The organism is Gordonia terrae, assembly GCF_001698225.1.
Taxonomy (GTDB): Bacteria; Actinomycetota; Actinomycetes; order Mycobacteriales; family Mycobacteriaceae; genus Gordonia; species Gordonia terrae.
Window position 1 is genome coordinate 5,522,843 of record NZ_CP016594.1, and the last position, 25,192, is coordinate 5,548,034.

Consider the following 25,192-nt stretch of genomic DNA (forward strand, 5'->3'; position numbering starts at 1 on the left):
ACCCTCACCGCTCGGCCGGCTGGATCGACACGACGCCGCTGCCATCCCAGCGCAGCGAGAACGCTTCCCCGCCACCCTGTCCCAGCGCCGACCGCCAGGACACGTCGGTGACGAAGGACTGACTCAGCTGCCCACGGGCGCAGACGAACGCGTCCGGATCGACCACGAGGGGATACTGCGGTGACACCTCGAGATGGATGAGCGGGCCGCCGTTGGACAGCAGCGCGATCTGTCCGTGGCCACTCACCGTCGTGGTGAACAGGCCCTGACCCGACGACGCGCCGCGCAGACCGGCGAACGTGACGTTGGTCTGCAGGTTGCCGTTGAGCACCATCAGCTGCTCGGACTCCACCTGCAGCGTCTCGTTGTTCAGCTCGATGACCGTCGTCTCCGCAGCGTTGTGCGCGAAGTAGACGATGCCGTTGCCCGACGCCTCCATGAGCGACAATGCCTCCCCGGTGGCACGCTGCTTGAGGCCCGCGAGCACACCGTCACCGCCGCCGAAGCCCGCCGATTTGAAGGTGACCTGTCCCTCGTAGGCGACCATCGACCCGCTGATCGCGCGCACCGCAGAATTGTTCAGCCTGGCTTCCACCACGCGTTTGGACCGTTGTACCAACTGCATTCGACGTGCCTCTCTCGCGCCGCGGGGAGGTCGCCGATCGACCGTCCCTCGTTCGTCTCCCGACGCCATCCCCGCACCACGGCACCCGCAGGCGACCGGCATCCCAGCCCGCCGTGCGCCGGGGAATCCGGCCTCATACGGAGATGAAAATAGCCGATAGCATCGTGTGGTGCCCGGAAACTTCGTACGTCGATGGTTCGGGAACGATTCACGCACGAATTCCGCACCACCTGCATCATCGGAACAAATGACAGCGGCGTTCCTGGAGTCCGAATCCGTCCTGGCCGAGATCGATCCGGCCGTCGGTGTGACCGCCACCCTGGACCCGCGATCGCGGCTTCGCACTGTGTGGTCGGAACTCCGTGAGCAGCACGCCCAGGCGACGTCGGACTATCTCAGCCTGGTGTCGCCGCCCACCGGCACACGTGTCGCCCCGCAGGATCTCGAGCGCTCGACGCAGGCGTTGCGGGCGATCACCGCGTCGATGCGCGACTTCGCCCAGACCAACGCCGGCACCCTCGAACGGGCGCGGGCCACTATGCGCGCCGCCGACGTCCAGGACCACGAAGCCCGGGTGGCGGCCAACCGGGCGATGACCGCCCTGGAGGGCGCGACCCCGGCGGTGGCGCGGCTGCAGTCGGTGTCGGAAGCCACCGATGAACTCGCGCGGGCGCTCGCGGGTTTCGACCAGGGCACGTGCCTGCGCGAACGGCAGTCCGCCGCGGCGGCCTTACTCGGCGCGGCGCGGCGCCTCGAACAACTGCTGGCCGAAGCGCCCGCGTTCGCCGAGCGGGCACAGCAGGTCATCCGTTCGGTGGAAACCCGCCGCAGCGCGGTGTCGACCCGCAGCGCGCAGGTCCCCGACACGCTGTCGGCCCTGCGTCGGGAGTTCAGTGCCGACTGTTCGCTCGATCTCCAGCGCAACGGCACGGTCGTCGACGAGCGACTCGTGCATGCCGACGCCGAGCTGGCGGCCGCACGCTCGATGGTCGCCGACGCCCCCGACCAGGCCATCGGTCGCGCCGATGCGGCCCGCGACGACCTGGCGGTGGCCGAGAAGGCCGTCGACGCGGTGCTCGACCGGCTGCGCCTGCTGCGGGAGGTCCGGGCCGACCCCAAGGGCGCCGAGCAGCGGGTGCGCTTCCGTCTGCGTGACGCCCAGCTCTTCGCCGTGAACCACACTCTGGTTGACGAATGGGGTTCGGTCCTCGATGCTCAGGCCGACCGGATCGAGCGCGCCGAGGGGGAGCTCGACCGCATCCACCCCGACTACTGGAGCTATCTGACCCAGCTGCGTGCGGTGGACGACCGGATCACCGAGATCGTTTCGCGGATGAGAGGACAGGTGGCCGCAGGATGACCACCACTGCACGACACGACGCCACCGGTCTCGAGCCCGGGACGATCCGGCACTTCGACCACCTGGAGCCGTCGGTCGCCGAGCACCTGTTCTACCGGCAGCCCGAGCCGATCGAGCCGACCTGGCCCGCCCAGCGTCTCGCGGTCGCCCTCGGTGCCACCCTGTATGTCCCGGCGACCCGCCCCGATCTCGCCGACGTCATCCGCCGACGACGCGCCGAGGGGGTCATCTCGATGGTCATCGACCTCGAGGACGCGGTCGCCGACGACGAGGAGGCCGAGGCGATCGACCATGCCGTGGCCGCATTGCGCAGCATCGCCGAGAACCCGGGCCGGCCGATGCTGCTGTTCGTCCGGCCGCGGTCGGCCGATCGGATCGTGCCCATCGCCGAGGCCCTGAGCACCCCGTCGGTGCTCACCGGGTTCGTCATCCCGAAGTTCGCCTCGGACACCGCGGCCGCGGCCCTCGATGCGGTGACCCGGGCGAGCGAGATCCTCGGCAGGCACCTCTGGGTGATGCCGGTCCTCGAGTCGGCGTCGGTCGTGCACCGCGAGACCCGCGACGACGAACTGACCGCCCTGGCGTCGCTGCTCGGCGAACACCGGGACCACGTGCTGGCGGTTCGCATCGGGGCCACCGACATCTGTGGCTACTTCGGCATCCGCCGGGATCGGGACCTGACCATCTACGACGTCCGGGTGGCTGCCGACGTGATCGCCGGCATCGTCAATCATCTCGGCCGCAGCGACGAAAGCGGCTTCGTCGTGACCGGCCCGGTCTGGGAGTACTTCGCGGATCACGAACGCATGTTCCAGCCTCTGTTGCGGCACACGCCCTTTCGCGAGAACGACGCCGTCTACTTCCGGCAGCAACTGGTCAGCCGCGACATGGACGGCCTCCTGCGTGAGATCACCCTGGACCGCGCCAACGGGCTGCACGGCAAGACGGTCATCCATCCGGCGCACGTCGCGGCGGTGCACGCACTGTCGGCGGTGACCCATGAGGAGTATCACGATGCACTCGACATCCTGGCCGGGGAGTCCGGCGGGGTACGGGCCTCGTCGTACCGCAACAAGATGAACGAGCTGAAGCCGCACCGCAACTGGGCGCTGCGTATCGTCGACCGCGCTGCCGCCTTCGGGGTGACCCGGCAGGGAGTCTCCTTCGTCGACCTGCTCACCGCGCTCGCCTCGCCCGGATCGGCGGCCTCATGAGCGACCCCGGCGCCGTCGGTGTCGACTGGGTGACCGCGCGTTTCGGTGTCGAGATCGTCGCCGCCGACGACGCTCCCCGCGTACACACCGTGCACGATCTCGTCTCACTCGGGTTGCGCCACAATCGACGCCGTGCGCATCTGCTGGTCTCGACCGTCCTGGGCAAACACATCCCGACATCGCCGGCGATCGTCCGCCGCGCCGCCGATGACCTCGGCGCGGCGATCATCGCCGAGATCGGGGCGGATGCGGCGCGCGATGCGGTCGTCTTCGGTTTCGCCGAGACCGCGACGGGTCTCGGACACTGTGTGGCCGAGCGAATCTCCGCGTCACGCTATCTGCATTCGACGCGGCGCCGACGACGCGGCGTGACGGTGTCGGGCACCTTCGAGGAAGGGCACTCGCATGCGACGACGCACCTGCTGCAGCCCAGCGATCCCACGTTCCTCGACGCGACGACGCCGCAGGAGGTGCTGGTCCTGGTCGACGACGAGGTCTCGACCGGAAAGACCGCACTCGGCGCCATCGAGGCCATCGTCGCCGACCGGCCCCGCACACGATTCGTCGTGGCGTCCCTGGTGGACATGCGAACCGCAGCCCAGAAGTCCGAATGCGAGTCCTTTGCAGCGGAATCGGGTGCCGAGATCGCCTATGTGTCACTCGCCCACGGATCTGTCTCGCTTCCGCCAACCCTCCTCGAGGACGTGTGGAAGCTCGAGTCCGACGATCTCAATCCGGTGGCACCCCGCCGCGGCGACCTGGTCGCGGTCTCACTCGACTGGCCCCGGACGGTTCCCGACGGAGGCCGGCACGGAATCCTCCGCGCCGACTCGACGCACTTCCACCGAGCCGCGGCCGATTCCGCGGACACCGTGGCGGCACACCTCGATCCGCGGCGTCCGGTCGTCGTGATCGGGCATGAGGAGCTCATGTACGCGCCGCTGTGCATCGCCGAGGCGCTGGAGCGTCGCGGTTTCGCCACCGCGTATCAGACCACGACGAGATCACCGGCCCACGTGCACGACGTCCCGGGGTACCCGCTCCGCCGCGGATTCCGGTTCATCGCACCAGAATCCGACCCGGCCACCCCTCGGTTCGTCTACAACGTGTCCTCCGTCGAACACCCAGACCCCCAGGTCGTACTCGTGATCGACACACCGGCCGACACCGACGAGTTGCGTGCACCCGGCGGACTCGTGGACGTGCTCACCGCCGCCGGACATCCGGTCGTCCTGGCCGTTCTGCCCGAGACCCCCCAGCGTTCGCTGACCCAAGCGCGGGAGGCGGTGCGCTGATGGACATCGCCGCCGCCACGCCGCCACTGTGCGGACCGGAGTTCGGTTCGTACGGGGCCGACGAGGTCACCTGGCTGCTGAAGGACTTGTCCGATGTGGCGCTGGAAGGTGAACTGCGCGAACGGGAACGCCGTATCCAATCCGGGCAGGCGCATTACGCCGAATCCCTGCCGATCGAGTATCAGCCGGGGCACGAGTACCAGGAGTTGTTCCACGCGACCCTGCGATCCTCGGCTCAGCGCCTCGCCGAGGCGGTCGGCGTCGTGGCCGAACTCATCCTGGCCGAGCGTCACTCCGCTCCGACGCTGGTATCGCTCGCCCGAGCGGGGACCCCGATCGGCATCCTGATCCGACGATGGATGCTCGCCGTCCACGGCGTCGAACCCCGGCACTACACGATCTCGATCGTCCGCGGCCGCGGGATCGACACCGTAGCACTCGATCACATCGTGGCACGTCACCCGGCCGAGTCGGTCGTCTTCGTCGACGGCTGGACCGGCAAGGGCGCCATCCAGCGCGAACTCACCGCCGCCGTCGACCAGTACGCGCGGTCCGGCCGGCCGCGATTGCACGACGAACTCGCGGTCCTGGCCGATCCCGGTTCCTGCACGACCCTGTACGGGACCAGAGACGACTTCCTCATCGCGTCCGCCTGCCTGAATTCCACTGTGTCCGGCCTGGTCTCGCGCACCGTCCTGAATGCCGACCACATCGGTCCCGGCGAATTCCACGGCGCCAAGTTCTATCGTCATCTCACCGACTTCGATGTCTCGGGAGTGTTCCTCGACACCGTCAGTGCGGAGTTCGACGCGGTGGCCGACCGGGTGCAGGCGACGATCGCATCGATGACGCCCGAGTCGCGCCGGCCCGACTGGTCCGGCTGGCGGTCCGTCGAGCGAATCCAGGCCGAGTACGGTTTGTCGTCGATCAACCTGGTCAAGCCCGGTGTCGGCGAGACGACGCGAGTCCTGTTGCGCCGCGTGCCATGGCGGATCCTGGTACGTGCCGACGACCTGCCCGAGCACCGTCACATCCGGCTCCTCGCCGCCGAACGGGGTGTGCCCGTGGAAGTCTCGCCGGATCTCGCATACTCGTGTGTCGGGCTCATCAAGGAGGACTCGTGAACGCCCTGGTCGCCACGGATCTCGACCGGACCATGATCTACTCCCGCTCTGCGATGGGCGAGGAGCAGTTCGCGACCCTGGAGACGGTGTGCGTCGAGATCTACCGTGATGCGCCGCTGTCGTACATGACCCAGACCGCCGTCGAGCTGATGACCCGGCTGGCACACGAGGCCGTCGTCGTACCGACGACCACCCGCACCCCGGCGCAGTACGCGCGAATCGCCCTGCCGGGCAGACCGTTCCGCCACGCCGTGGTCAGCAACGGTGGTCGGATCCTCGTCGACGGCGACGACGATCCCCGGTGGCGTGCGCACATCGACCGAGAGGTGACCCGTGCGGGCGCCACCCTCGAGCAGGTCCGGGACGAGCTCCGCACACGCATCGACGACTCCTGGGTCACGGCGTTGCGTACGGCCGACGATCTCTTCTGCTACCTCGTCGTCGACCCGTCTGCCCAGCCACCGGAGTTCCTCGAGCGATGGCAGGCGTGGTGTGACGCGCGGGGCTGGACAGCATCCCAGCAGGGCCGGAAGATCTATTCGACCCCGCAGCCGGTGACCAAGTCGGCGGCGATCGCCGAGGTCCGGCGCAGGCTCATCGAGGACGGGACGCTCAACGACTCGGCGATCCTCTGCGCGGCCGGCGACGGCTGGCTCGACACCGATCTGTTGCTCGCCGCCGATCACGCCATCCGCCCCCGGCACGGCGAACTGGAGTCGCTCGGGTGGTCGGCGCCGGGGCTCACGATCACGGCCGAGACCGGGGCCCTCGCCGGTGTCGAGATCCTGCGGTGGTTCGGCGAGCGGAGCGGCCTGGACGAGAGCCGGGACGCCCGAGTCCACGCACGCTGATCACGCGGGCGTTGGCCCGAGGACATCGGAATGCCCGTGGCGTCGGCACCAGCTGATCAGGTACCGGGCGTGCAGGCCACACCACCGGTAGACGGCGGCCTGTGTCATCGGCAACGATGCCTCGTGCTCACCGCGCTCGACGATGATCGGTCCGAGGTAGTGACTCGTCACCTTGTTGGCGGTGTTCGGCGACACGGTCGCCACCCGGGCGAGTGACGAGTTGTCCGACGCGCTGCCCGAGGCGATCGCCCCGGCGAGTCGACCTGCGGTGTGGCCGCGCCGCCCGGTGAACAACTCGTAGAGCGGTGGGCGTGGCCCGTCGGGCGTCTTGTCCGGCAACCCCTGACCGTGAGCCACCGATCGCACGACGCCGACCAGCGTGGCGAATCCGTCGGACCTGGCGATGATGCCCACCACCTCGTCCCGCAGTCGCGCCTCGTCGAGATGATCCTGTTCCATGCCGAGGCCCTGGGTCACCAGGACGACCGGGGCGTGCCGATCGTGCTCGTCGAGGACGTCGATGACGTCGAGCCCGTCGAAGGTCCACTCCACATCGGGCCGATTCCAGACCAGATCCGCGACCACGACATCGAATCGCACGTTGCCGGCGACGCAGTGGACGAACTCGTCCCGACCCGCGGCAACGGTGACCGTGGCCTGATCGAGCGACTTGGCCAGCGGCACGGCGATCACGTGCCCCAGCGGCGAAGCGACCAGGACCCGCAAATGGTTCGGCACAGCATGATCATGCTCGAACCGACGGTGGTGTGCGCGATTACGCATGATTTTCACCGAGTGCGTATGTATTTACCCGGGTGCGCCCACATCCGGTCCGAGATAGCGGTGACAAATCGTCTCAACTTCGTAGGCTGGAGAAGTCGGCGTTCGGGAAAATGCACATTCTCGGCGTCCGATCGCGAGCCAGGTCGATCACCCGAAGGAACCCGCCGACGTCCACATCGGACTCGCGCGGTTCGAAACGAAGTCGACGAGGAGAGCCGGCCTGTGTCCGTACCCCTGAACGACGTCCGCCGATCGGCCCCGTCAACCGACAGCATGCCCATCGGGCGGGGGTCGCAGACGCCTCGCCCCGAACTCGCCGTGACCTCGGGTCCGGCACCGCGCGTCACGGCCGTCGTCGCCGAGGGCGACATCTTCGACGCCGCCCTGGTCGCGCTCATCGAGAGTGCCGGATACGAGGCGACCGTCGTCGAGCCCGCTCAGCTCGCCGCGCTGCGGAACCCGGCAGCGATCCTGGTCCGGTCCGCCGCGATGCTCGGGTTCGTCCGCCGCGTGCCGGCGTTGCGTTCGATCCGGGTCATCTTCGTCGGCAGCGGGGTCGCGGGGTTCGAGCACATCCGGATCTCCCCCCGCGCCGCGAGCGCCGAGGAGGCGCTCCAGCGGGCGTTGGCAACGGTCGCGGGACCCCCGGCGCCGCAGTCCCCGCCCGAGTTCGCGAACCGGGTACGACTCACCGACCGAGAGCTGGAGATCCTGCAGACCTATACGCTCGGGGCCACGCTGCGTCAGACGTCGCGCGTCCACGAGATCGCGGAAAGCACCGTGCGCGAACACTATCGGCGAGTTGCACGACGTTACGAGGAAGCCGGGCGGCCGATCGGGAACAAGGCCCAACTGCTCGTCGAATTGATGAACGACGGGTGGGTGCGACCCTGAGCTCTCCACGCCCGGACATGAATCCATGATGTCTTTCGCCTCACGACACGACGCCCCATCTGCGAGAGACTGTGGAGGTGACCACGACCTCTGACATCTCCGGCAAGGGCAATCACCGGCTCGCCAACCGACGGACGGTTGCCGCCTGGGCGCTCGCGGTCGTCGAGGCCGTTGTCGCATTCGCGGCCGTCGCCGGCGGGGTGGCTCTGATCGGCGACCAGTGGGCGATGTCGCGGGAGTGGCTGCACAACACGCCGTTCACCACGTGGACCGGTCCCGGGATCGCGCTGATCGCCGTGATCGCGATCCCGCACCTCGTCGCGGTCGCGGCGATCGCCGTGCCCTCCGCACCCGCTCGTCTGGGCGTCCTCGGCGGCCTGCTCGCCGGCGGATCGCTGATCGCGTGGATCGTCCTCCAGCTCGCACTGCTTCAGGTGTTCTTCTTCCTACAGCCGGTGATGTTCGTGGTCGGAATGGTCGAGGTGGGACTGGCCTTGTGGTGGCGCCGCGGCGTCGAGACCTCCGCGGCGCGGTGAGGGACGCGGGGTTCGCGCCTAGAACAGTCCGACCGCACGCCCGATCAGGCCGAGCGCGACCAGCAGGAAGATGACCGCGGCGATGGCGATGACGATCACACCACCGGCCCGCCTGCGCTGAGGCGGCTCGTGCTCCTCGCCGCCGACGGCGGATTCGGCGGGCGGGGTGTCACCGGGCGCGACACCGCCTCCGGGCTCGAGGCCCGGCGTACTCGCCGGGTCGGGGTTCTGCGGATTGAACGGTTTCCGAGCGGGGTCGTTGTCTGCCATGAGGCCGGTGTACCCGGATCGGCGGAAACTCACTCGTCGGGGTCCCCGCGACGTCGCCGGCTGGTCATGGGATCGACCAGAATCACCCGTGCACGCCGTCGTCGACGCTCAGTGGGGGCCGCAGGACCAGGACGGTCACGATCCCGACGAGGAAGACCGCGGTCAGTGCGAACGGAACCGGGATCACGGGATCCAGCAGTACGAGCAGCGCACCCACCGGGACCACGGTGTTCACCAGTCGATCAGCATTGGCACGCAGCGCGATCCACCAGATCCCGATGATGAAGACCGCGATCGGGATCGTCACGGTGAACGACGCCTGGGTCTCGGTGAGCTCACTGTGGTGCGTCAAGACGTCGATCTCGACTTCGATCCCGGCCGAGAACGCACCCGCCGCGGCGAAGACGAAGTAGTGCACGTATCCGTATCGGAGTGAATCGACGAGCATCCCGCCGATGGCCCGGTGGTGCGGGGGCCAGAAGTAGATCCACCACAGCGCGGCGGTCGCGATGAACGTGAGGATCGCGATCGAGATGAGGGGCGCGAGTTCCTGCTCACTGTGCAGCGCCTCGATGATCGCATTCGACGAGGCCAGCAGACTCTCGCCGAGCAGGATGAGCGTGAACAGGCCGTACCTCTCGGTGATGTGGTGCGGGTGCCACGGTGTGTTCCCCTGCCGTTCGGCGATCACGGGCACCGCGAGCTCGGCACCGACGAGCACCACGAACCCGACCGTCGCCGCGGCACCCGACGGGACGAGCAGCCAGAGCAGCCAGAGAACCTGGACGAGCGCGATCCCGGCAGCGTAGATCTGGGTCGTCCGGCGACGGTCACCGGCCGAGCCGGAAGCGCGCAGCCACTGGGCGACCATCGCGACGCGCATGATCACGTAACCGACGACCACCAGCCCGAACTCGTGGTCGACGAAGGCGGGCTCGATCCCCGCGGCCAACACCAGCACGCCCGCCATCTGCACGAAGGTCAGGACCCGATAGAGCCAGTCGTCGGTGCCGAACGACGTCGCGAACCAGGTGAAGTTCATCCACGCCCACCAGATGGCGAAGAACACGAAGGCGTACGACACCACACCGTCGACGATGTGGTCCTCGGTCAGTGCGTGATGCAGCTGGACCGCCGCGATACTCACCGCCACCACGAAGACCAGATCGAAGAACAGCTCGAGCGTGCTCGCGGCCCGACCCGGTTCGGCCGGGTCCCGCGGGCGCATGGTGCTCAGGTGAAATCGCGTGGACATCGTTGCCAACCCCCGATCGGTCACTGCGTGTGGACGAGATCATGCCACCGGAGCCTCAGCGGACGCGGGTGCGGCGCCGTGGGGCGATGGCTCGGCCGTCGGCGCACGCCGCGTGACCTCGACGATCAGCGCAGGTGACGGGGAGATTCGCCCCGCCGTGGCACAGTGAAGACGTGCTGCTGCCCACCCTGACCCCCACCGCGCCGGACGACCCTGCCGTGATCCGCGTCGGCGACGACAAGCTGTCGCGCGAAGACCTGGTCGGGGCGGCGACCGCGGTGGCCGAACGGATCGCCGGCGCGCGCACCGTCGCAGTCCTGGCCACGCCGACCGTGGAAACCGTGCTCGCGGTGGTCGGCGCCCTGATCGCCGGAGTCCCGGTCGTCCCCGTTCCGCCCGACTCGGGTCCGCGCGAGTTCGAGCACATCCTCGCCGATTCCGGCGCGCAGGCCTGGCTCGGGCAGGCCCCGGCCGAGCCGACCCTGCCGGTCATCCCGGTCCGGCGGTACGCGAAATCGTGGCACCGACACCCCGAACCGCACGCCGACTCGACGGCGCTGATCCTCTACACGTCCGGAACGACCGGCCTCCCCAAGGGCGTGCCGATCACCCGCCAGAGCATCGCCGAGGGACTCGATGCACTCGCCGACGCCTGGCTGTGGACAGCCGACGACACTCTGGCGCATGGCCTTCCGCTGTTCCACGTCCACGGACTGATCCTGGGGGTCCTCGGCCCGCTGCGGCGCGGTGGGCGACTGATCCACACCGTCGCGCCGACGGCCGACGCATACGCCGCCGCTGCTGGTGCAGGCGCGAGCATGTACTTCGGGGTGCCGACGGTCTGGAACCGCGTCGCCGCCGAACCTGCTGCCGCGCAGTTACTCTCGTCGGCAAGGGTGCTCGTGTCGGGAAGCGCCCCGCTACCCGTTCCGGTCTTCGACCGCATACACGAACTCACCGGGCACCAGATCGTCGAGCGCTACGGCATGACCGAGACGCTGATCACCGTCAGTACCCGCGTCGACGGGGAACGACGCCCCGGGTGGGTGGGAGTGCCTCTCGCCCATGTGGAAACCCGACTCCTGGACAACGGCGAGCCACTACCGCACGACGGCGAGAGCGTCGGCGATCTCCACGTCCGTGGGCCGATGTTGGCGTCGGGGTATCTCAATCGCCCGGATGCCACCGCCGAATCGTGGCTTCCCGACGGTTTTTTCGCGACCGGGGACGTCGCCGTCATCGGCGCGGACGGAATGCACCGGATCGTCGGCCGACGTGCGACCGACCTCATCAAGTCCGGCGGGTTCCGCATCGGAGCCGGTGAGATCGAGACCGTGCTGCTCGCCCACCCTGCGGTCCGCGAGGTGGCCGTGATCGGCGTACCCGACGACTACCTGGGACAGCGCATCGTCGCCTATGTCGTCGGCGACGAGGTCGCCGACACCGAACTCATCGAGTTCGTCGCCGGCGAGTTGTCGAATCACAAACGGCCGCGCGAGATCCGGTTCGTCGAGTCCCTTCCGCGCAATGCGATGGGCAAGGTGCAGAAAAAGCTGCTGGACTGAGCCACTCGTCTTTGAAAACCGCCCGGTGGGCCCGACCCGGCAACGCGCTGCGGGGTCTCCGTTTTCCAGGGGTGGTTTTCAGATCGCGATGCAGTTGTCCACAGGCGCCGCCGGCCCCGATCGCTGACCGGCGACATGATCGACACTGTCTCGCATGGACTTCGACGAGCTCATCGAGCGGTTCGGCGGCGTGGTCGCCACCCACCAGCTCCTCGCCGCGGGTGAGACCACCGCGTCGATCCGAGATGCCCACCGTTCCGGCAGGCTCACGTCCATCCGGCATGGGTGGTACCGCACTCCCACCGCCGATCCGGAAGTGGTCGGCGCCGTCGCGGATGACGGCGTCGTCTCCTGTGCGAGTGCGCTGCGGCGCCATGGCCTCTGGATACCCGAACATCCCGCAGCGCTCCACTCTCGTGTGACACGCCATCAGCGTCGACGGTCCCACGACCGATGCCGCCGATACGGCCGGCCCACCCCTGCCCGCGGCGCCGTCGACGATGTGGCGACAGCACTGCAGTACGCCGCCCGGTGTTTCGACGTCGAGGGTTTCGTCATTCTCTGCGACTCCGCGCTCAACAGCGGCAAGATCACACCCGAACGCCTCCGTGCCGAATTCGACGACGCGCCGATGTTCATCCGGCGCGCGATCGGCAAGACCAATCGCCTCGCGGCGTCGGGAACCGAGACCGCGGCCCGACTACGGCTCGAGAGTGCCGGACTGCGGGTCGCTGTCCAGCATCGGGTACCCGGGGTCGGTTGGGTCGACCTGGTGGTCGGACAGCGCCTCGCGCTCGAGTTGGACAGCGTCGAACACCACACCGGTGTCGAGAAGTACGAAGAGGATCGTGCCCGAGACCGCAAGTTGATCGCGCACGGTTACTTTCCGTTGCGACTCACCTACGCGCAGGTGTTCAGGGACTGGGCCTCCACCTACGCCGACATCGCTCGAATCATCGCGGGCGGTTATCACCGCAGCCGATCACCGGCCTGGCGGACGACCCACTGAACTCCGCCCGTCAGAAACGGACAGTCTGCGATGTGTCGCCGAGTGCCTCCCACCGGGCGGTTTTCAGAGGCCCCGACGTCACTGAGCCCACGACCGTTCGGCCAGCCACTCCGTGATGGTCGCGACCGCCTCCTTCAGGTGCGGGATCTGTTCGCGCCCCGAGTAGTAGTGCGTCGCACCGCCTACGGTGTGCAGCGTCTTGTCGGGATGACCCACCGCGTCGAACAGGCGGCGGGTGTGACTGGGCGTGCACGCATTGTCGGCGGAGTTGCCGATGACCAGTGTCGGGATCGCGAGGTCGGCCGCGCAGCGCGGGCCGTCGCCGTAGGCGTCATCGAAACTCCACTGCGACAACCAACTTCGCAGGGTGGTGAACCGGGCGAGGCCGACGGGACCCATGTTCACGATCCGCGGATCGCCCAGGTAGCAACCGAGCTCGCGGTCGTTGGGGTCGACGGTGAGATCCAGCCACCGCGGATCGGCCATCGTTCCGTGGACGATGAACCCGCGCTCCATCAGCGGTTCGCCGTGATCGCGGAGGTCGGCGAGTTGTTCCTTGACCCAGGCGGTGATCCGGCGGTTGCGTGCGATCTGCGCAGCGCGGTACCGGTCGAGGAACTCCGCCGAATACGGCGGTTGATTCGGATTCGACGGATCGTACAGATCCAGCTCCGGGTCGCGGTGGTGCGGATCCGACTCGTCGAGAATCGACGGGTCCATCCACTCGGTCAGGGTTCCGTGTCGCGACACGTGCGCGGCGAGCAACATCATGCCGTCCGCTGCGGGCAGGTCGAGGGCGGTCAGGTCGGGCGGCTCGCCGGCGGGAGTCGCGGTGACCGTCGCGTGCTGGGCCTGCTGCTGGTAGTAGAGCGAAAGAGCGCCGCCGCCGCTCCAACCGGCGAGGATCACCTTCTCGTAGCCCAGCCGTTCGCGCGCATCCCGTACACAGGCACCGAGATCCTGTACGACCTTCTCCATGATCAACGCACTGTCGACGCCGCGATACCGGCTGTTGCAGTAGATGACGTGATGGCCGGCGCGGGCGAGCGCATTGGTCATCGGCAGGTAGGCCCCGCCCCCGATCGGATGCATGAAGACGATGACGTTCTTCGACGGCACCCCCTTGGGCCGGAGCAGGTAACTCTCGAGGACCACGCTCTCGGTGACCCCGCCGTAGGTGTCCTGGTATGCCGAGAGGTCATCGAAGACAACGAGATAGGGGATGCGGTCGTATTCATGCCGGGTCGGGCCGGAGGGGGTGCTCATACGCGTGTCCCGTCCTCGGTCTCCGCGGCGTCGGGCAGGCTCGAGGCGAGCATTGCCGGTGCGGCGATGAGTCGACGACGCGTGTCGATCGAGATCACCTGCCATTCCACCCGATCGAATTCGTCGAACTTGCGACGGGATCGTTCCCGCGCCCGCTCGGGGATGCCGTGGTGCATACCCTGGGGTGCGTGGGAGATCAGCCCCGGCGGCATGCCGACGCCGAACATGCTGCCGCCGTGGAAGAATGCGATCTCGTCGAAGTCGGTGTTGCGGTGGTACCAGGGCAGTCGTTCGGCGCCCTTGCGCGCCTCGGCCGGGCGCGGCAGGAAGTTCATCACGTACACCCCGGTCGCCTGCATGAACAGATGGACCGTCGGCGGTAGGTGCACGGTCTCGGAGGTGATGACGTCGTAGTCCTCGATGTTGAAGGCAAACGGGAAATTGTCTCCGCGCCAACCCTCTACGTCGAGCGGATGGAAGGGGTAGAACAGCGAGGTCTGCCCCTCACGCTGGCGGAAGCGGACCTCGTACTCGTCTCGACCGTCACCGTCGAAAGCCTCGGCTTCGGGAACGACGACTAGCGACGAATCAAAGGGAAAGAACCTGCCGAGGACGCCGGGCTCGGGGACCCGGAACTCGTCGACCGCCTCGATGATGAGCAGCAGCGACGGGCCATCGGGTATCTGGCGGTAGGTGCATCCCTTCGGGATGTACACGTAATCACCGGGGCGGTAGGGCAGTCGGCCGAACTCGGTCTCGAAGTAGCCGGCGCCCTCGTGGACGAAGACGAGTTCGTCGCCGTCGACGGGCCGAAACCAAAAGGGAGCGGCTTCGTTTCGACGACTCAACGAGATTCGGCAGTCCTCGTTGTGGAACATCAGGAGCGGTTCGCCGGCGGGGTCGGACTGATCGGTGGGTGTGAGGTCGGTGACGATCCGGTCGACGCCGGTGTGGGTGCCCACCGCGCGGAACTGCGTCGGGTCGTTGCGGCGGTACAGGTGCGCCGTGCGGCCGGTGAATCCATACCGACCGAGCTCATCGTCTTTCAGGTCGTCGACATCTCGGTGCACCTGCCGAGGCGTGCGCCCCTTGCGGTGCTGGATGAACGATTCCATGCCGAACTCCTGTCTCTACGATTTTCTGATGCTAGATTCAGTTTCAGGGGATGACAAGGGTCACACTCGTTCGATATCCACGTGCCGCGACCGTCGGACCACGTGGTTCGATGAGGAACCGGTGCGTGGAAGGAGCTCACGGTGCCGCCGACCAACAAGGGACGTCAGACCGAGGCCGCGTTTCTCGACGCGGCGCGTCGGACGTTCGCCGAAAAGGGCTACCTGAACACCAAGATCGCCGACATCTCCGCGGCCGCGGGACGTTCGACGGGTTCGTTCTACAACTATTACGACAGCAAAGACCGGTTGCTCGAAGCCCTCCTCGACCAGTTCTCCGAGGAAGTGGTCGAGCAATCGCTCGCGACCAGACACACCGACCCGGAGGCGAGCGTCCGCGCGGCCGTGACCGCGTACTGGACGACCTACAAGAAGTACCTACCCGAGATCATCGGGCTGTTCCAGATGTCGATGCTCGACGACGACTTCCGCGCCCGATGGCACGCCAACCGGGTGTCCGGCGTCAAACAGGTGCTGTCCGGACTGCGCGGCGCCGAACGCGCGGGCTACGCGGTCGGTCTCCCGCTCGAGCCGCTCGCGTCCGCCCTCGTCGCGACCCTCGAATCCACCTGCTGGACCTGGCTCGCGGTCCGCGGGGACGAGGCCGGACCCGTCCCCGACGACGACACCGCCATCGACATCCTCACAGCCATCTGGTACCGGACCGTGTTCGGGGCCGGCCCCGCAACCTCTGCTCCACTGGCCCGCCCTGCTCCCTGATCCGAAGGAGCACAAAACCGCTGGTCCCCAATCCGAGAGAACCACACCCACTGCTCCCTGAGGTGCGAGGAGCGATGGCGACGAGCCACGATGGGCCTGGTGAGGCACCTGGCGGGTTCTAGCGAGGCCAATCGTGGCTCGCTTTCGCTCGCACCTCAGGGAGCAGGGAGTGGGCCTCGCTTGCCGTACCGGGCCGAGCGAGCGACGATGGAACGCATGCCCATCGAGGTCCGTCCCGCGGTGAACGTCGACGACATCGCCACGATGGTCGGTCCGAAGAAGCCGACGTCGAACGTCTGCTGGTGCCTGAGCTACCGCATTCCCAGCGCCCAGAATCAGCAGCTGGTCCGCGAGCAGCGTGGCGAGTTCGTCAAAGAGTTGTGCGACAACGGTGTTCCGCTGGGTGTACTCGCCTACGACGACGCGGGCGAGGTCGTCGGTTGGGCGGCCGTATCGCCGCGCGCGGACACGACCTTCGCTCGGAACCGGAAGATCCCACACGTGGACGACCTCCCGGTGTGGTCGGTCTGGTGCATCCGCGTCCGCCCCGGCCATCGCAAACAGGGAATCTCGCACGCGCTGCTCGCCGGGGCCGTCGACTACGCGCGGTCGAACGGTGCGCCGGCCATCGAGGGATACCCCGTCGACAACAAGGGCGCCAAAGTCGATCTGACGATGGCGTACGTCGGGACCCGCGGCCTGTTCGAGAAGGCCGGCTTCGTGCGGGCCGCCGACACCTCGTCGGTCCTCGCCGGGTTCCCGCGCGTGCTCATGCGGCTGTCGCTGGCCTGATCGAGGCCACCACTCAGATCAGTTCTGTCAGTTCGGCGGTGGGAACGTGGATCCAACCCTCCCGCGCGGCGACCGGCCGGTCGGCGGCGGCGGGTCGCGTGGTCCGGCCGAGTTCTGCGGCGCGCGCGATCAGCGCGGTGATCACGGCGTCGAACGCGTCGTCGTCGCGGGCCATCCGCTCGGCGTGCTCGCCGAGTTCGAGCCACGGTGCCGCCGCCTGCAGGGCGAGCACCAGGTCGGCGAGAACCGGTGCGTTGGCGGCGCGTTTGTATCCCCGTGAGGTCAGTCCCCAGCGCTTGAGTGCCCCGGCGGGATACGCCTCGACCGCCCACCCGTCGACGCGGTCGTCGACACCCAGGTCCGCGAGCAGGCCGGCGCATCGGAACGCGACATGCGCGATCTGGTCGGCCGACACACTGAGCGGGCGACCCGCGCCGTCATCGATGATCCGAAGATCGGTGCGACGCAACGCAAGTGGACGACGACGAGCGATGTCGTCGAGCCCCCTCCCCGGCGACAACCGGTTACCGTGATGCGCGACGACGAAGTCGACGAACTCATCGGGCCAGCCGAAGGGCGAGTCGATCCCGATCCGGGTCGCCCCGTCCGTGCGGCGCCGGATCGCGGCGTCGTCCGCGCCCACGACGAGTTCGGTCAGCACCGCCCGGCCGGAAGACCAATCCACGCATGCGACAGCAGTTTTCGCCGGTGACGCGGACAGGTCGACGCCGACCGTCCGCATCACCGGGATCACTGCGCCGGGTCGACTCAGAAGTTGCCCTCGAGGAACTCGGCGTAGGCGGGCAGATCCAGTTGTCCATGACCCGACAACCCGATCACGACGACCTCTTCCTTGTCGCTGTCGGTGACGTGCGCGGCGCAGGCCGCGATCGCGTGCGTCGACTCCGGGGCCGGGACGATGCCCTGGGTCCGTGCGAACTGCACACCCGCGGTGAACGCGTCGTGCTGGGAGATGGCGACGCCCTGCACCAGTCCGAGCTCCACCGTGTGACTCAGAGCCGGGGCCATGCCGTGGTAGCGGAGACCACCGGCGTGGATCGGATCGGGCACGAAATCCATTCCGAGCGTGTGCATCTTGAGCAAGGGTGTCAACCCGGCCACATCGCCGTGGTCGTAGCGGTACTCCCCCTGCGTGATCGACGGACATGCGGCGGGCTCGGCGGCGACGACCCGCGGATTCGAGCGCCCGTGCAGCTTCTCCCGCAGGAACGGAAACGACAGCCCGGCGAGATTCGAACCGCCCCCGGCGCAACCGAACACGACGTCGGCGCCGTCGGGCTCCACAGAGTTCAGCTGGTCGACGGCTTCCTGCCCGATCACACTCTGGTGCAGCACCACATGGTTGAGCACGCTGCCCAGCGCGTACCGGGTGTCGGGATTCGCGGCGGCGACCTCGACGGCCTCACTGACGGCCATGCCGAGGCTCCCGGTCGTGTTCGGATCCTTGGCGAGCATCGCGCGCCCCGACTCGGTCAGCTCCGAGGGACTCGGGTGGATGGTGCCACCGTAGGTGCGGATCAGAAACCCCCGGTAGGGCTTCGAGCTGTAGGAGGCGCGGACCTGCCACACCTCGACATCGATGCCGAACTGCGCACCCGCGAACGCCAGAGCGCTGCCCCACTGACCGGCCCCGGTTTCCGTGGTCAGTTTGGTCACGCCGTCGAGACTGTTGTAATACGCCTGTGCGACAGCCGAATTGGTTTTGTGGCTGCCGACCGGGCTCACGCCCTCGTACTTCACGTAGATCCGCGCCTTGGTGTTCAGCGCCTCTTCGAAACGGCGCGCGCGGATCAACGGCGACGGCCGCCACATGCGGTAGATCTCGCGCACCGGCTCGGGGATCTCGATGTAGGCCTCGGTGGAGACCTCCTGCGCGATGAGTCCGCTCGGGAACAGCGCGGCGAGATCGTCGGGACCGACCGGCTCCTTGGTGCCCGGATGCAGGTGCGGCGGGATCGGGGTGTCGAGCTCCGCCGCGAGGTTGTACCAATGCGTTGGGACGCCCACCGTGATCAGATCCGGATTCTCGGCACCGGTTCGAACATGCGTTGTCATGGGTCACCACTCTAATCCTCGCGCCCACGCCGGTGACCGGTGCCGAACGATCCCCACGCCTCACGCCTCGGGACGCCGATACTCCTGCCGCGGCCTGCCCGTGGTGCCGTACTGCAGCGACATCGTCAGGCGCCCGGCGGCGACGAGGTTCGCCAGGTGCCGGCGCGCGGTCGGTGCCGCGATGCCGATCTCGCGGGACACGTCGTCGGCGAACAACGACGTACCGGCGTCGAACAACGCCAGGATGCGTTGTTCGGTCGACGAGCCACTCTCCGCACGGTCCGCGGCGCGGGTGCCGAAGCGCAGTGCCGACAGCGCGGAGTCGACGGCGTGCTGGTCGACGTTCGCCCCCGCCAGCACCCGCCGGTACTGGGCGTAACCGGCGAGGCGGCGCGCGAGGTCGGCGTCGTCGAAGGGTTTGATCAAGTAGGCGAGCGCACCGGCACGCATCGCGGTGCGCACCGCTGACGCGTCGGTCTCGGCGCCGACGATGAAGCAGTCGCAGTCGAGCTCGGCGACCAGGTCGATGCCCGAACCGTCGGGCAGATAGACATCGAGGAGCGCGAGATCGATGTCGGGGTGCTCGGCCACCGCCTGCCGGGCGGCACCGATGCTCCCCGCACGCGCCCGGACGGTGAACCCCCGAACCGCGTCGACGATCATCGAATGCAGTGCGGCGACCCGGAAGTCGTCGTCGACGATCAGGACGCCGAGGTCATCGGTCATGAGAGGCCTCCCGGCGTGTCGGTGTCGTTCGATCCAGCGGTGGCGCCGAACTCGTCGAGGCCTTCGAATGCCTCGGAACCGTCCGTCGGCGCGAGGACGCCCGGCAGTCGAGCGACGAACACGGCCCCGCGCGGTCCGTCGCCCTCGTGAGCCGCCCCGCCCGCATCGGCGACCCACACGTCACCACCGATCCGACGCGCGATCTGGCGGGCCAGGGCGAGGCCCATCCCGCGGCCGCCGGGGACGAGCGCGCCCGACTTGGTCGTGGCGCCCTCGGCGAAGACGTCGTCCGGCTCGTCGAAGGAGATGCCCGGCCCGGAGTCCCCGACGGTGACCAGGATGGTGTCGCCGTCGGCGATCACCTCGACCTCGACCTCGCCCGTAGCGGGGCCGGGCCCGACTGCATCGACCGAACCGGCAGCCTCGATGGCGTTGTCGACGAGGTTGCCGAGCACGGTGGTGACGACGACGGGCTCGGTGAGGAAACCCTGCAGCCAGGTCTGGTCACCCAACCGCAGGGTGACCCGGCGTTCGCGTGCCTGGGCCGCCTTGGCGTCGAGGAAGGCGTGCAGATGTGGTTCGCGCACGTTGTCGAGCCCGGCGAGCAAGGGCCCTCCCGGCCCGGTCCCGGTGACCTCGTCCAGGTAGGCGAGCGCCTCGTCGGCGTGCCCGTGCCGGAGGAGGCCCGCGAGTACGTGCATCCGGTTGGCCGTCTCGTGGCGCTGCGCACGCAGGGCGGTGCTCATCGATCGGATCGAGTCCACCTCGCGGCTGAGCGCCTCGACGTCGGTGCGGTCGATCACCGACAGCACCATGCCGAGGTCGCGTCCGTCGGCGCGCACCCGATGTGAGCTCACCAGGACGACCCGCTCGCCGACACTCGCGGCGAGTGGCTCGTCGGTCGGCGTGGCGAGGACTGCGGCCACCCGCGGAGTGAGGCCGAGTTCGGCGGCCGGGGTGCCGACAGGCGCATCGATGTCGAGCAGTCCGCGTGCTCTGTCGTTGACGACCCGGACGATGCCGTCCGCATCGACGGCGAGCACGCCGTCGGCCATCGAATGGAGCACCGCACCCTGCTCCCGGACGAGTTCGGCCAGTTCGTCGGACTCCAATCCAAGGGTGAGCCGACGCCAGCGCCGGGCCAGCAGTGCCGAACCCACTGCGCCGATGCCGAGTGCCGTGAGTGCGAGGAGCGAGGTCGCGATGATGTCGCTCCGGGTCTCGGAGCCGAGCCGTTCGGTGGAGACCCCGACGCTGATGAACCCGACGACGGTGCCGTCTGCACTCAGCACCGGGACCTTCGCGCGGACCGACTCACCGAGGGTGCCCCGGTCGGTGTTGACCTCGTCCGATCCGGACAGCACCTTCGACGGGTCGGTGGAGACCGTCTTGGCCAGCTCCGACGCCTCCGGATGAGCGAGACGAATGCCGCGATCGTTGCCGATGACGACGAACAGGGCCCCGGTTCGGGCCCGCACCGCCGCGGCCTGCCGCTGGAGGGGTCCGTCGAGCAGGTCGGCCGCATCCACCTGGGTGCCGGGATGGGCGGCCACCTCGCTGCGGACCTCGGCGTCGGCGGCGACCGACTGGGCGATCGCCAGCGCGCGCTGGGCATACTCGTCGCGCACCCGGTCGTCGGCTCCGGCGATGAGCAGACCGAACCCGACCACGAGGCTGACCGCTATCACCGCCAGCTGCAGGAGCAGCACCTGCGTCCGCAAACGCATGACGTCAGCCTAGTGCTGTGTCGTCGGGCATGGCGGGCGCGCCGACACGGCGACCCGTCGGGGACGGATCGCCGTGTGCGGGTGGAGGTGGACCCTCGTCACCGGAAGCCGGGTCAGAACGGGACGGCCCCGACCAGGACTCCGACAGCCAGCATCACGAGGGAGACGACCGTGGCCCGCCACAAGACCTTCTTGTGATGGTCGGCGAGGGTGACCCCGGCCAGCGCGACCAGCAACAGGATCGCCGGGACGAGGGGGCTCTGCATGTGCACGGTCTGACCGGTGATCGACGCGCGGGCCATCTCCGTGGGGTCGATGCCGTAGCGGGTCGCGGTCTCGGACAGCACCGGCAGCACTCCGTAGTAGAAGGCGTCGTTGCTCATCAGGAAGGTGAGCGGGATCGACAGCACGCCGATCACGATGGCCATGTGGGGGCCCATCCAGTCGGGAATGCCGTCGGCGAGCCAGTGTGCGATGGCATCGACCATTCCGGTGCCGTTGAAGACGCCGGTGAGCACGGCGGCGGCGAGGACCATGGCGACGACCGACACGATGCTCGAGCTGTGCCGGGTGATGGCCTCCTGCTGCTGCTTGATGTGCGGGAAGTTGATGGCCAGGGCGATGCCGGCGAAGACCATGAACAGTACGGGGATGGCCACGATGTCGGCGCCGAGGATGGCCAGCAGGGCGACGGTGAGGCCGGCGTTCACCCAGAAGAGCTTGGGACGCAGGGTTTCCCGGTTGGGGTCGAGGACGCCCGAGAAGGATGCGTCGCGGTCGTCGTCATCCGGGTTCGCGACGGGGCGGCGGAGGTCGTGGTCACCGGTGGGGGCGTCGTCGTGACCGGCCGAGCCGGTGCCCGCCGAACCCGAACCGCGTGCCCGACGACCTCTGAGCGGCAACCCGGTTCCGCCACCGGCGGCGACCAGCACCTCTTCCTTCGGGGCGAGCAGCGAGTCCCTGATCTCCAGCTTGCCGATGCGGCGACGTTCGAGGACACCGAGGTGGTACGCGAAGAGCAGCACGACGACAAGGGCAGCCGCCAGCGCAGGGATCATCGGGACGAACACATCGTTGGTGTCGATGTTCAGCGCGCTCGCGGCGCGGGCGGTGGGACCGCCCCACGGCAGGATGTTCATCGTGCCGTTCGTGAGTCCGGCGACGACGGTGAGGACGACGGGGCTGACACCGAGCTTCAGATAGAGCGGCAGCAGTGCGGCCGTCGTGATGATGAAGGTCGTCGAACCGTCACCGTCGAGGGATACGACGCCGGCGAGCACCGCGGTGCCGACCACCAGCCGTGCCGGGTCGTCGTGCACCGCGCGGACGACCGCCCGAACCACCGGGTCGAAGAGCCCGACGTCGATCATGATGCCGAAGAAGATGATCGCGAAGAACAGCATCGCCGCCGTTGGGGCGAGGTCCTTGATGCCGTCGGTGATCATGTCGCTGATGTCGAGACCGGCACCGGCGAACAGGCCGAATGCGACGGGGACGAGGATCAGCGCCACGACGGGCGTCGCCCGCTTGGTAATGATCAGCACCATGAAGGTGGCGACCATCCCGAGGCCGAGTGCTACCAACATTGTCTTGCTCGTTTCTGAAGCGGATGTGAGGACGACCACATCGGTGGTCACAACAGAAGTGTTGGCGTAGCGGCCATCACAGTCACGCTTGAGCGCATAAGAATCGTTGTGCGCTTTTCGCGCGCCCCCGATCCGTGACTGCGATGCGTGGTCACCATGCGGACATGGCGCGCTCTGTTGCCACGAAATCCTCAGTCGGGCAGCATCGGCGCGTCGTCACCGTGGTTGCGACCGATCAGGACCGCGCGGGTGACCGAATCGCGCCCGAACCGGTCGCGCAGGAGATCCATCGTCGCGTCGAGTTCCTCGGCATGATCGGTGGCGAAGGGCAGGGCCAGCTGGATGTTGTCGTGGTCGTCAAGGTTGGTCAGCGACAGCCCGACCAGGGTGCAGCCGCGCTCGCGGATGATCGGCATGGCGTCGGCGAGGAGTCCGCGCGCCGAGGCCATGACGATGTCGGTGCGGTCGGTCGGCTCCAGCAGCGTCCGGGATCGGGTGGCACGGGTGAAATCGTCGAAGCGCAATCGCAGAATGACTGTCCGACAGACCCGTTCGGCCGATCGGAGGCGTTTGCCCAGACGCTCGACGATCGCGGTGACCGTCGCCTCGAGGTCGGCCTCGGATTTCGGGCGCCGGCCGAGCGCACGTTGCGACCCGATCGAGCTGCGACGCTTGCCGGTTTCCACCCGGCGCGGGTCCTGGGCGAGCGACAGGGCGAAGAGATGCCGTCCGGCCCCTGAACCGACGATGCCGCGCAACGACCGCTCCCCCAGCTCGGCCAGCTGACCCACCGTCTCGACTCCGGCGTCGTGCAGCTTGGCCTCGGTCACCGGACCGACTCCCCAGAGCCTGCGGACCGGAAGCGGATGGAGGAAGTCGAGCTCGGTTCCCGGTTCGACGATCAACAGGCCGTCGGGTTTGCCCACCGCACTGGCGACCTTGGCGAGGAACTTGCTGCGTGCGCCGCCGACCGTGATGGGCAGTCCGACCTCGTCCCGGACGCGGCTTCGGATCGTCGTCGCAACGTCGCGTGGCGTACCGCTGATGCGACCCAGCCCGCCGACGTCGAGGAACGCCTCGTCGACCGAGATCCCCTCCACCACCGGTGTCGTGTCGTGGAAGATGTCGAAGACCTCACGGCTGGCCTCCATGTAGGCCTCGAATCGTGGGGCGACCACGACCGCATCGGGGCAGAGCGCACGCGCCTCGTGGCCGGGCATCGGCGACCGCACACCCCGGGCCTTGGCCTCATAGCTCGCGGCGAGGACCACACCGCCGCCGACGAGAACGGGCCGACCACGGAGCGAAGGGTCGTCCCGCTGCTCGACCGACGCATAGAAGGAGTCGAGATCGGCGTGCAGGATCGACGCGTCACGCCGCTCCCGCCGCTCGATGTGCATAGAACACATGTTCGCATGGCGGTCGGACACGCACCAGCGTGGTGACTCACAGACCCGCCACCTGGGGCTCACATCCGAGCGGGCTGCGTCGTCAGAGACGCAGAGCATCGGACGATGCCGTGAGAGGAGTAGTGAGACGTGAGGATCTTCATCGCCGGAGGCCGTGGCCGCGTGGGCGGACCGTTGGCAGAGGTGCTGCAGCAGAGGGGCGTCGACGTCGTCCTCGGTGGCCGCGACGACGGGGTCGATGCCGTCACCGGTCACGGACTGGCCGAAGCGCTCGTCGGGGTCGACACGATCGTCAACGTGCTCAACACGAACCAGTTCGACGCCGAGGCGGCCATCGACTTCTTCGAGACGACGACACACAACCTGACCGCGGCGGGCGAGAGCGCGGGAGTCGGACGCCACGTCGTGTTGTCGATCGTCGGTGTCGGTGCGGGGGACGCTTCGGCGAACGGCTACTACGCGGGCAAGGTCGCGCAAGAACGAGCCCTGCGGGAGGGATCCATCCGCTCGACGATCGTTCGGGCGACGCAGTTCCACGGTTACATCCCGGTTCTCGCCGAGCAGTTCGTCCACGACGGCAAGGTCGTGGGGTCGCCGTCGCTCATACAACCGGTGGAGCTCTCCGAGGTGGTGGCACTCCTCGCCGAGGTCGCGACGAGTCCGGAAGTCGACGACGTCGTCGAGATCGCGGGACCGGACCGCTTCCACCTCGACGACCTGCTGCGCGCCACGCTCGCGGCGAACGGTGACCCACGCGAGGTCATCACCGCGGACGACGACGGCGCACCCGATGCTCTGGTCCCGCGCGGTCCGCATCGCACGGGGACCGTTCGCTACCCCGTCCCGGGCATCCCGACGGTCGACTGACCGCGAATGACGTTCCCGAGCCCGTCGCGGACAGTCCACGACGGGCTCGGCGAACGGTCCGCGCAACCGG

General features: G+C 68.3%; 24 protein-coding genes. 12 read left to right on the forward strand and 12 right to left on the reverse strand.

Going from position 1 to position 25,192, the window contains the following annotated elements:
* Positions 1-4: 4 nt before the first annotated feature.
* Positions 5-625: an AIM24 family protein gene (locus BCM27_RS24475; protein ID WP_033204169.1), complete on the reverse strand. Its 621-nt coding sequence runs from the start codon at positions 623-625 to the stop codon at positions 5-7.
* 247 nt (positions 626-872) lie between these two features.
* On the opposite strand from BCM27_RS24475, the gene BCM27_RS24480 reads away from it, so the two are divergent.
* From BCM27_RS24480 to BCM27_RS24500, 5 genes are read left to right on the forward strand one after another with little or no spacing between them, the layout of a single operon-like run.
* Positions 873-1,985 carry a coiled-coil domain-containing protein gene (locus BCM27_RS24480; protein ID WP_004021130.1) on the forward strand — a complete coding sequence of 371 codons (1,113 nt, stop codon included), beginning with the start codon at positions 873-875 and terminating at the stop codon, positions 1,983-1,985.
* Positions 1,982-3,199: an HpcH/HpaI aldolase/citrate lyase family protein gene (locus BCM27_RS24485; protein ID WP_004021129.1), complete on the forward strand. Its 1,218-nt coding sequence runs from the start codon at positions 1,982-1,984 to the stop codon at positions 3,197-3,199. The genes BCM27_RS24480 and BCM27_RS24485 overlap by 4 nt, the downstream gene beginning before the upstream one ends.
* Positions 3,196-4,494, forward strand: a complete 1,299-nt coding sequence (locus BCM27_RS24490; protein WP_004021128.1) for a phosphoribosyltransferase family protein — start codon at positions 3,196-3,198, stop codon at positions 4,492-4,494. Before BCM27_RS24485 ends, BCM27_RS24490 begins: the two co-directional genes overlap by 4 nt.
* Positions 4,494-5,618, forward strand: a complete 1,125-nt coding sequence (locus tag BCM27_RS24495) for a cysteine protease StiP family protein (protein WP_033204171.1) — start codon at positions 4,494-4,496, stop codon at positions 5,616-5,618. Before BCM27_RS24490 ends, BCM27_RS24495 begins: the two co-directional genes overlap by 1 nt.
* Positions 5,615-6,469 (forward strand): HAD family hydrolase, encoded by an 855-nt coding sequence (locus BCM27_RS24500; RefSeq protein ID WP_004021126.1) that lies wholly within the window; start codon positions 5,615-5,617, stop codon positions 6,467-6,469. The genes BCM27_RS24495 and BCM27_RS24500 overlap by 4 nt, the downstream gene beginning before the upstream one ends.
* Here the strand turns inward: BCM27_RS24500 and BCM27_RS24505 are convergent, their stop codons facing one another.
* On the reverse strand, positions 6,470-7,207 hold the full coding sequence (locus BCM27_RS24505) for an MSMEG_1198 family transcriptional regulator (protein ID WP_004021125.1): 738 nt from the start codon (positions 7,205-7,207) through the stop codon (positions 6,470-6,472).
* Between the two features lie 267 nt (positions 7,208-7,474).
* Between BCM27_RS24505 and BCM27_RS24510 the strand changes: the two genes are divergently transcribed.
* Both BCM27_RS24510 and BCM27_RS24515 read left to right on the forward strand, forming a co-directional pair.
* Complete coding sequence (locus BCM27_RS24510; RefSeq protein WP_004021124.1) at positions 7,475-8,146, forward strand: helix-turn-helix transcriptional regulator; 672 nt, start codon at positions 7,475-7,477, stop codon at positions 8,144-8,146.
* A 77-nt stretch (positions 8,147-8,223) separates the two neighbouring features.
* Complete coding sequence (locus BCM27_RS24515) at positions 8,224-8,682, forward strand: hypothetical protein (protein WP_231895821.1); 459 nt, start codon at positions 8,224-8,226, stop codon at positions 8,680-8,682.
* Positions 8,683-8,700: 18 nt separating this feature from the next.
* Here the strand turns inward: BCM27_RS24515 and BCM27_RS24520 are convergent, their stop codons facing one another.
* A complete protein-coding gene (locus BCM27_RS24520) occupies positions 8,701-8,952 on the reverse strand; it encodes a DUF6480 family protein (protein ID WP_033204173.1) in 252 nt (83 codons plus the stop codon).
* 82 nt (positions 8,953-9,034) lie between these two features.
* Positions 9,035-10,207: a low temperature requirement protein A gene (locus tag BCM27_RS24525; RefSeq protein WP_004021121.1), complete on the reverse strand. Its 1,173-nt coding sequence runs from the start codon at positions 10,205-10,207 to the stop codon at positions 9,035-9,037.
* 173 nt (positions 10,208-10,380) lie between these two features.
* Between BCM27_RS24525 and BCM27_RS24530 the strand changes: the two genes are divergently transcribed.
* Both BCM27_RS24530 and BCM27_RS24535 read left to right on the forward strand, forming a co-directional pair.
* On the forward strand, positions 10,381-11,772 hold the full coding sequence (locus tag BCM27_RS24530) for an acyl-CoA synthetase (protein ID WP_004021120.1): 1,392 nt from the start codon (positions 10,381-10,383) through the stop codon (positions 11,770-11,772).
* A 154-nt stretch (positions 11,773-11,926) separates the two neighbouring features.
* Positions 11,927-12,781 (forward strand): type IV toxin-antitoxin system AbiEi family antitoxin domain-containing protein, encoded by an 855-nt coding sequence (locus BCM27_RS24535; RefSeq protein ID WP_004021119.1) that lies wholly within the window; start codon positions 11,927-11,929, stop codon positions 12,779-12,781.
* Between the two features lie 78 nt (positions 12,782-12,859).
* On the opposite strand, the gene BCM27_RS24540 is transcribed toward BCM27_RS24535, so the two are convergent.
* Entirely contained in the window at positions 12,860-14,047 is a 1,188-nt protein-coding gene (locus tag BCM27_RS24540; RefSeq protein WP_004021118.1) for an alpha/beta fold hydrolase, read from the reverse strand.
* Complete coding sequence (locus BCM27_RS24545; protein ID WP_004021117.1) at positions 14,044-15,162, reverse strand: homogentisate 1,2-dioxygenase; 1,119 nt, start codon at positions 15,160-15,162, stop codon at positions 14,044-14,046. The genes BCM27_RS24540 and BCM27_RS24545 overlap by 4 nt, the downstream gene beginning before the upstream one ends.
* Before the next feature lie 141 nt (positions 15,163-15,303).
* On the opposite strand from BCM27_RS24545, the gene BCM27_RS24550 reads away from it, so the two are divergent.
* Complete coding sequence (locus tag BCM27_RS24550; RefSeq protein ID WP_004021116.1) at positions 15,304-15,939, forward strand: TetR/AcrR family transcriptional regulator; 636 nt, start codon at positions 15,304-15,306, stop codon at positions 15,937-15,939.
* A gap of 216 nt (positions 15,940-16,155) precedes the next feature.
* On the forward strand, positions 16,156-16,731 hold the full coding sequence (locus tag BCM27_RS24555; protein ID WP_033204300.1) for a GNAT family N-acetyltransferase: 576 nt from the start codon (positions 16,156-16,158) through the stop codon (positions 16,729-16,731).
* A 13-nt stretch (positions 16,732-16,744) separates the two neighbouring features.
* Here BCM27_RS24555 and BCM27_RS24560 read toward each other — a convergent pair whose 3' ends face one another.
* The 6 genes from BCM27_RS24560 to dinB form a co-directional block, all read right to left on the reverse strand.
* Positions 16,745-17,473, reverse strand: coding sequence for a DUF429 domain-containing protein (locus BCM27_RS24560; RefSeq protein WP_004021114.1), 729 nt, complete (start codon positions 17,471-17,473; stop codon positions 16,745-16,747).
* Between the two features lie 26 nt (positions 17,474-17,499).
* A complete protein-coding gene (locus BCM27_RS24565) occupies positions 17,500-18,807 on the reverse strand; it encodes a TrpB-like pyridoxal phosphate-dependent enzyme (RefSeq protein ID WP_004021113.1) in 1,308 nt (435 codons plus the stop codon).
* A gap of 60 nt (positions 18,808-18,867) precedes the next feature.
* On the reverse strand, positions 18,868-19,533 hold the full coding sequence (locus BCM27_RS24570; RefSeq protein ID WP_004021112.1) for a response regulator: 666 nt from the start codon (positions 19,531-19,533) through the stop codon (positions 18,868-18,870).
* Positions 19,530-21,260 (reverse strand): sensor histidine kinase, encoded by a 1,731-nt coding sequence (locus BCM27_RS24575; protein ID WP_004021111.1) that lies wholly within the window; start codon positions 21,258-21,260, stop codon positions 19,530-19,532. The genes BCM27_RS24570 and BCM27_RS24575 overlap by 4 nt, the downstream gene beginning before the upstream one ends.
* 113 nt (positions 21,261-21,373) lie before the next feature.
* Positions 21,374-22,978, reverse strand: a complete 1,605-nt coding sequence (locus BCM27_RS24580; protein ID WP_081487004.1) for a CitMHS family transporter — start codon at positions 22,976-22,978, stop codon at positions 21,374-21,376.
* Positions 22,979-23,037: 59 nt separating this feature from the next.
* Complete coding sequence (dinB, locus tag BCM27_RS24585) at positions 23,038-24,246, reverse strand: DNA polymerase IV (RefSeq protein WP_004021109.1); 1,209 nt, start codon at positions 24,244-24,246, stop codon at positions 23,038-23,040.
* A 138-nt stretch (positions 24,247-24,384) separates the two neighbouring features.
* On the opposite strand from dinB, the gene BCM27_RS24590 reads away from it, so the two are divergent.
* Positions 24,385-25,122 (forward strand): SDR family oxidoreductase, encoded by a 738-nt coding sequence (locus BCM27_RS24590; RefSeq protein WP_004021108.1) that lies wholly within the window; start codon positions 24,385-24,387, stop codon positions 25,120-25,122.
* The last annotated feature ends 70 nt before the right edge of the window (positions 25,123-25,192 follow it).

Coding starts and splice junctions, on each gene's coding strand:
- BCM27_RS24545 (WP_004021117.1), bottom strand. CDS start 15,162: ATGGAATCGTTCATCCAGCACCGCAAGGGGCGCACGCCTCGGCAGGTG.
- BCM27_RS24560 (WP_004021114.1), bottom strand. CDS start 17,473: ATGCGGACGGTCGGCGTCGACCTGTCCGCGTCACCGGCGAAAACTGCT.
- BCM27_RS24475 (WP_033204169.1), bottom strand. CDS start 625: ATGCAGTTGGTACAACGGTCCAAACGCGTGGTGGAAGCCAGGCTGAAC.
- dinB (WP_004021109.1), bottom strand. CDS start 24,246: ATGCACATCGAGCGGCGGGAGCGGCGTGACGCGTCGATCCTGCACGCC.
- BCM27_RS24540 (WP_004021118.1), bottom strand. CDS start 14,047: ATGAGCACCCCCTCCGGCCCGACCCGGCATGAATACGACCGCATCCCC.
- BCM27_RS24575 (WP_004021111.1), bottom strand. CDS start 21,260: ATGCGTTTGCGGACGCAGGTGCTGCTCCTGCAGCTGGCGGTGATAGCG.
- BCM27_RS24535 (WP_004021119.1), top strand. CDS start 11,927: ATGGACTTCGACGAGCTCATCGAGCGGTTCGGCGGCGTGGTCGCCACC.
- BCM27_RS24490 (WP_004021128.1), top strand. CDS start 3,196: ATGAGCGACCCCGGCGCCGTCGGTGTCGACTGGGTGACCGCGCGTTTC.
- BCM27_RS24480 (WP_004021130.1), top strand. CDS start 873: ATGACAGCGGCGTTCCTGGAGTCCGAATCCGTCCTGGCCGAGATCGAT.
- BCM27_RS24565 (WP_004021113.1), bottom strand. CDS start 18,807: ATGACAACGCATGTTCGAACCGGTGCCGAGAATCCGGATCTGATCACG.
- BCM27_RS24495 (WP_033204171.1), top strand. CDS start 4,494: ATGGACATCGCCGCCGCCACGCCGCCACTGTGCGGACCGGAGTTCGGT.
- BCM27_RS24520 (WP_033204173.1), bottom strand. CDS start 8,952: ATGGCAGACAACGACCCCGCTCGGAAACCGTTCAATCCGCAGAACCCC.
- BCM27_RS24555 (WP_033204300.1), top strand. CDS start 16,156: ATGCCCATCGAGGTCCGTCCCGCGGTGAACGTCGACGACATCGCCACG.
- BCM27_RS24525 (WP_004021121.1), bottom strand. CDS start 10,207: ATGTCCACGCGATTTCACCTGAGCACCATGCGCCCGCGGGACCCGGCC.
- BCM27_RS24570 (WP_004021112.1), bottom strand. CDS start 19,533: ATGACCGATGACCTCGGCGTCCTGATCGTCGACGACGACTTCCGGGTC.
- BCM27_RS24485 (WP_004021129.1), top strand. CDS start 1,982: ATGACCACCACTGCACGACACGACGCCACCGGTCTCGAGCCCGGGACG.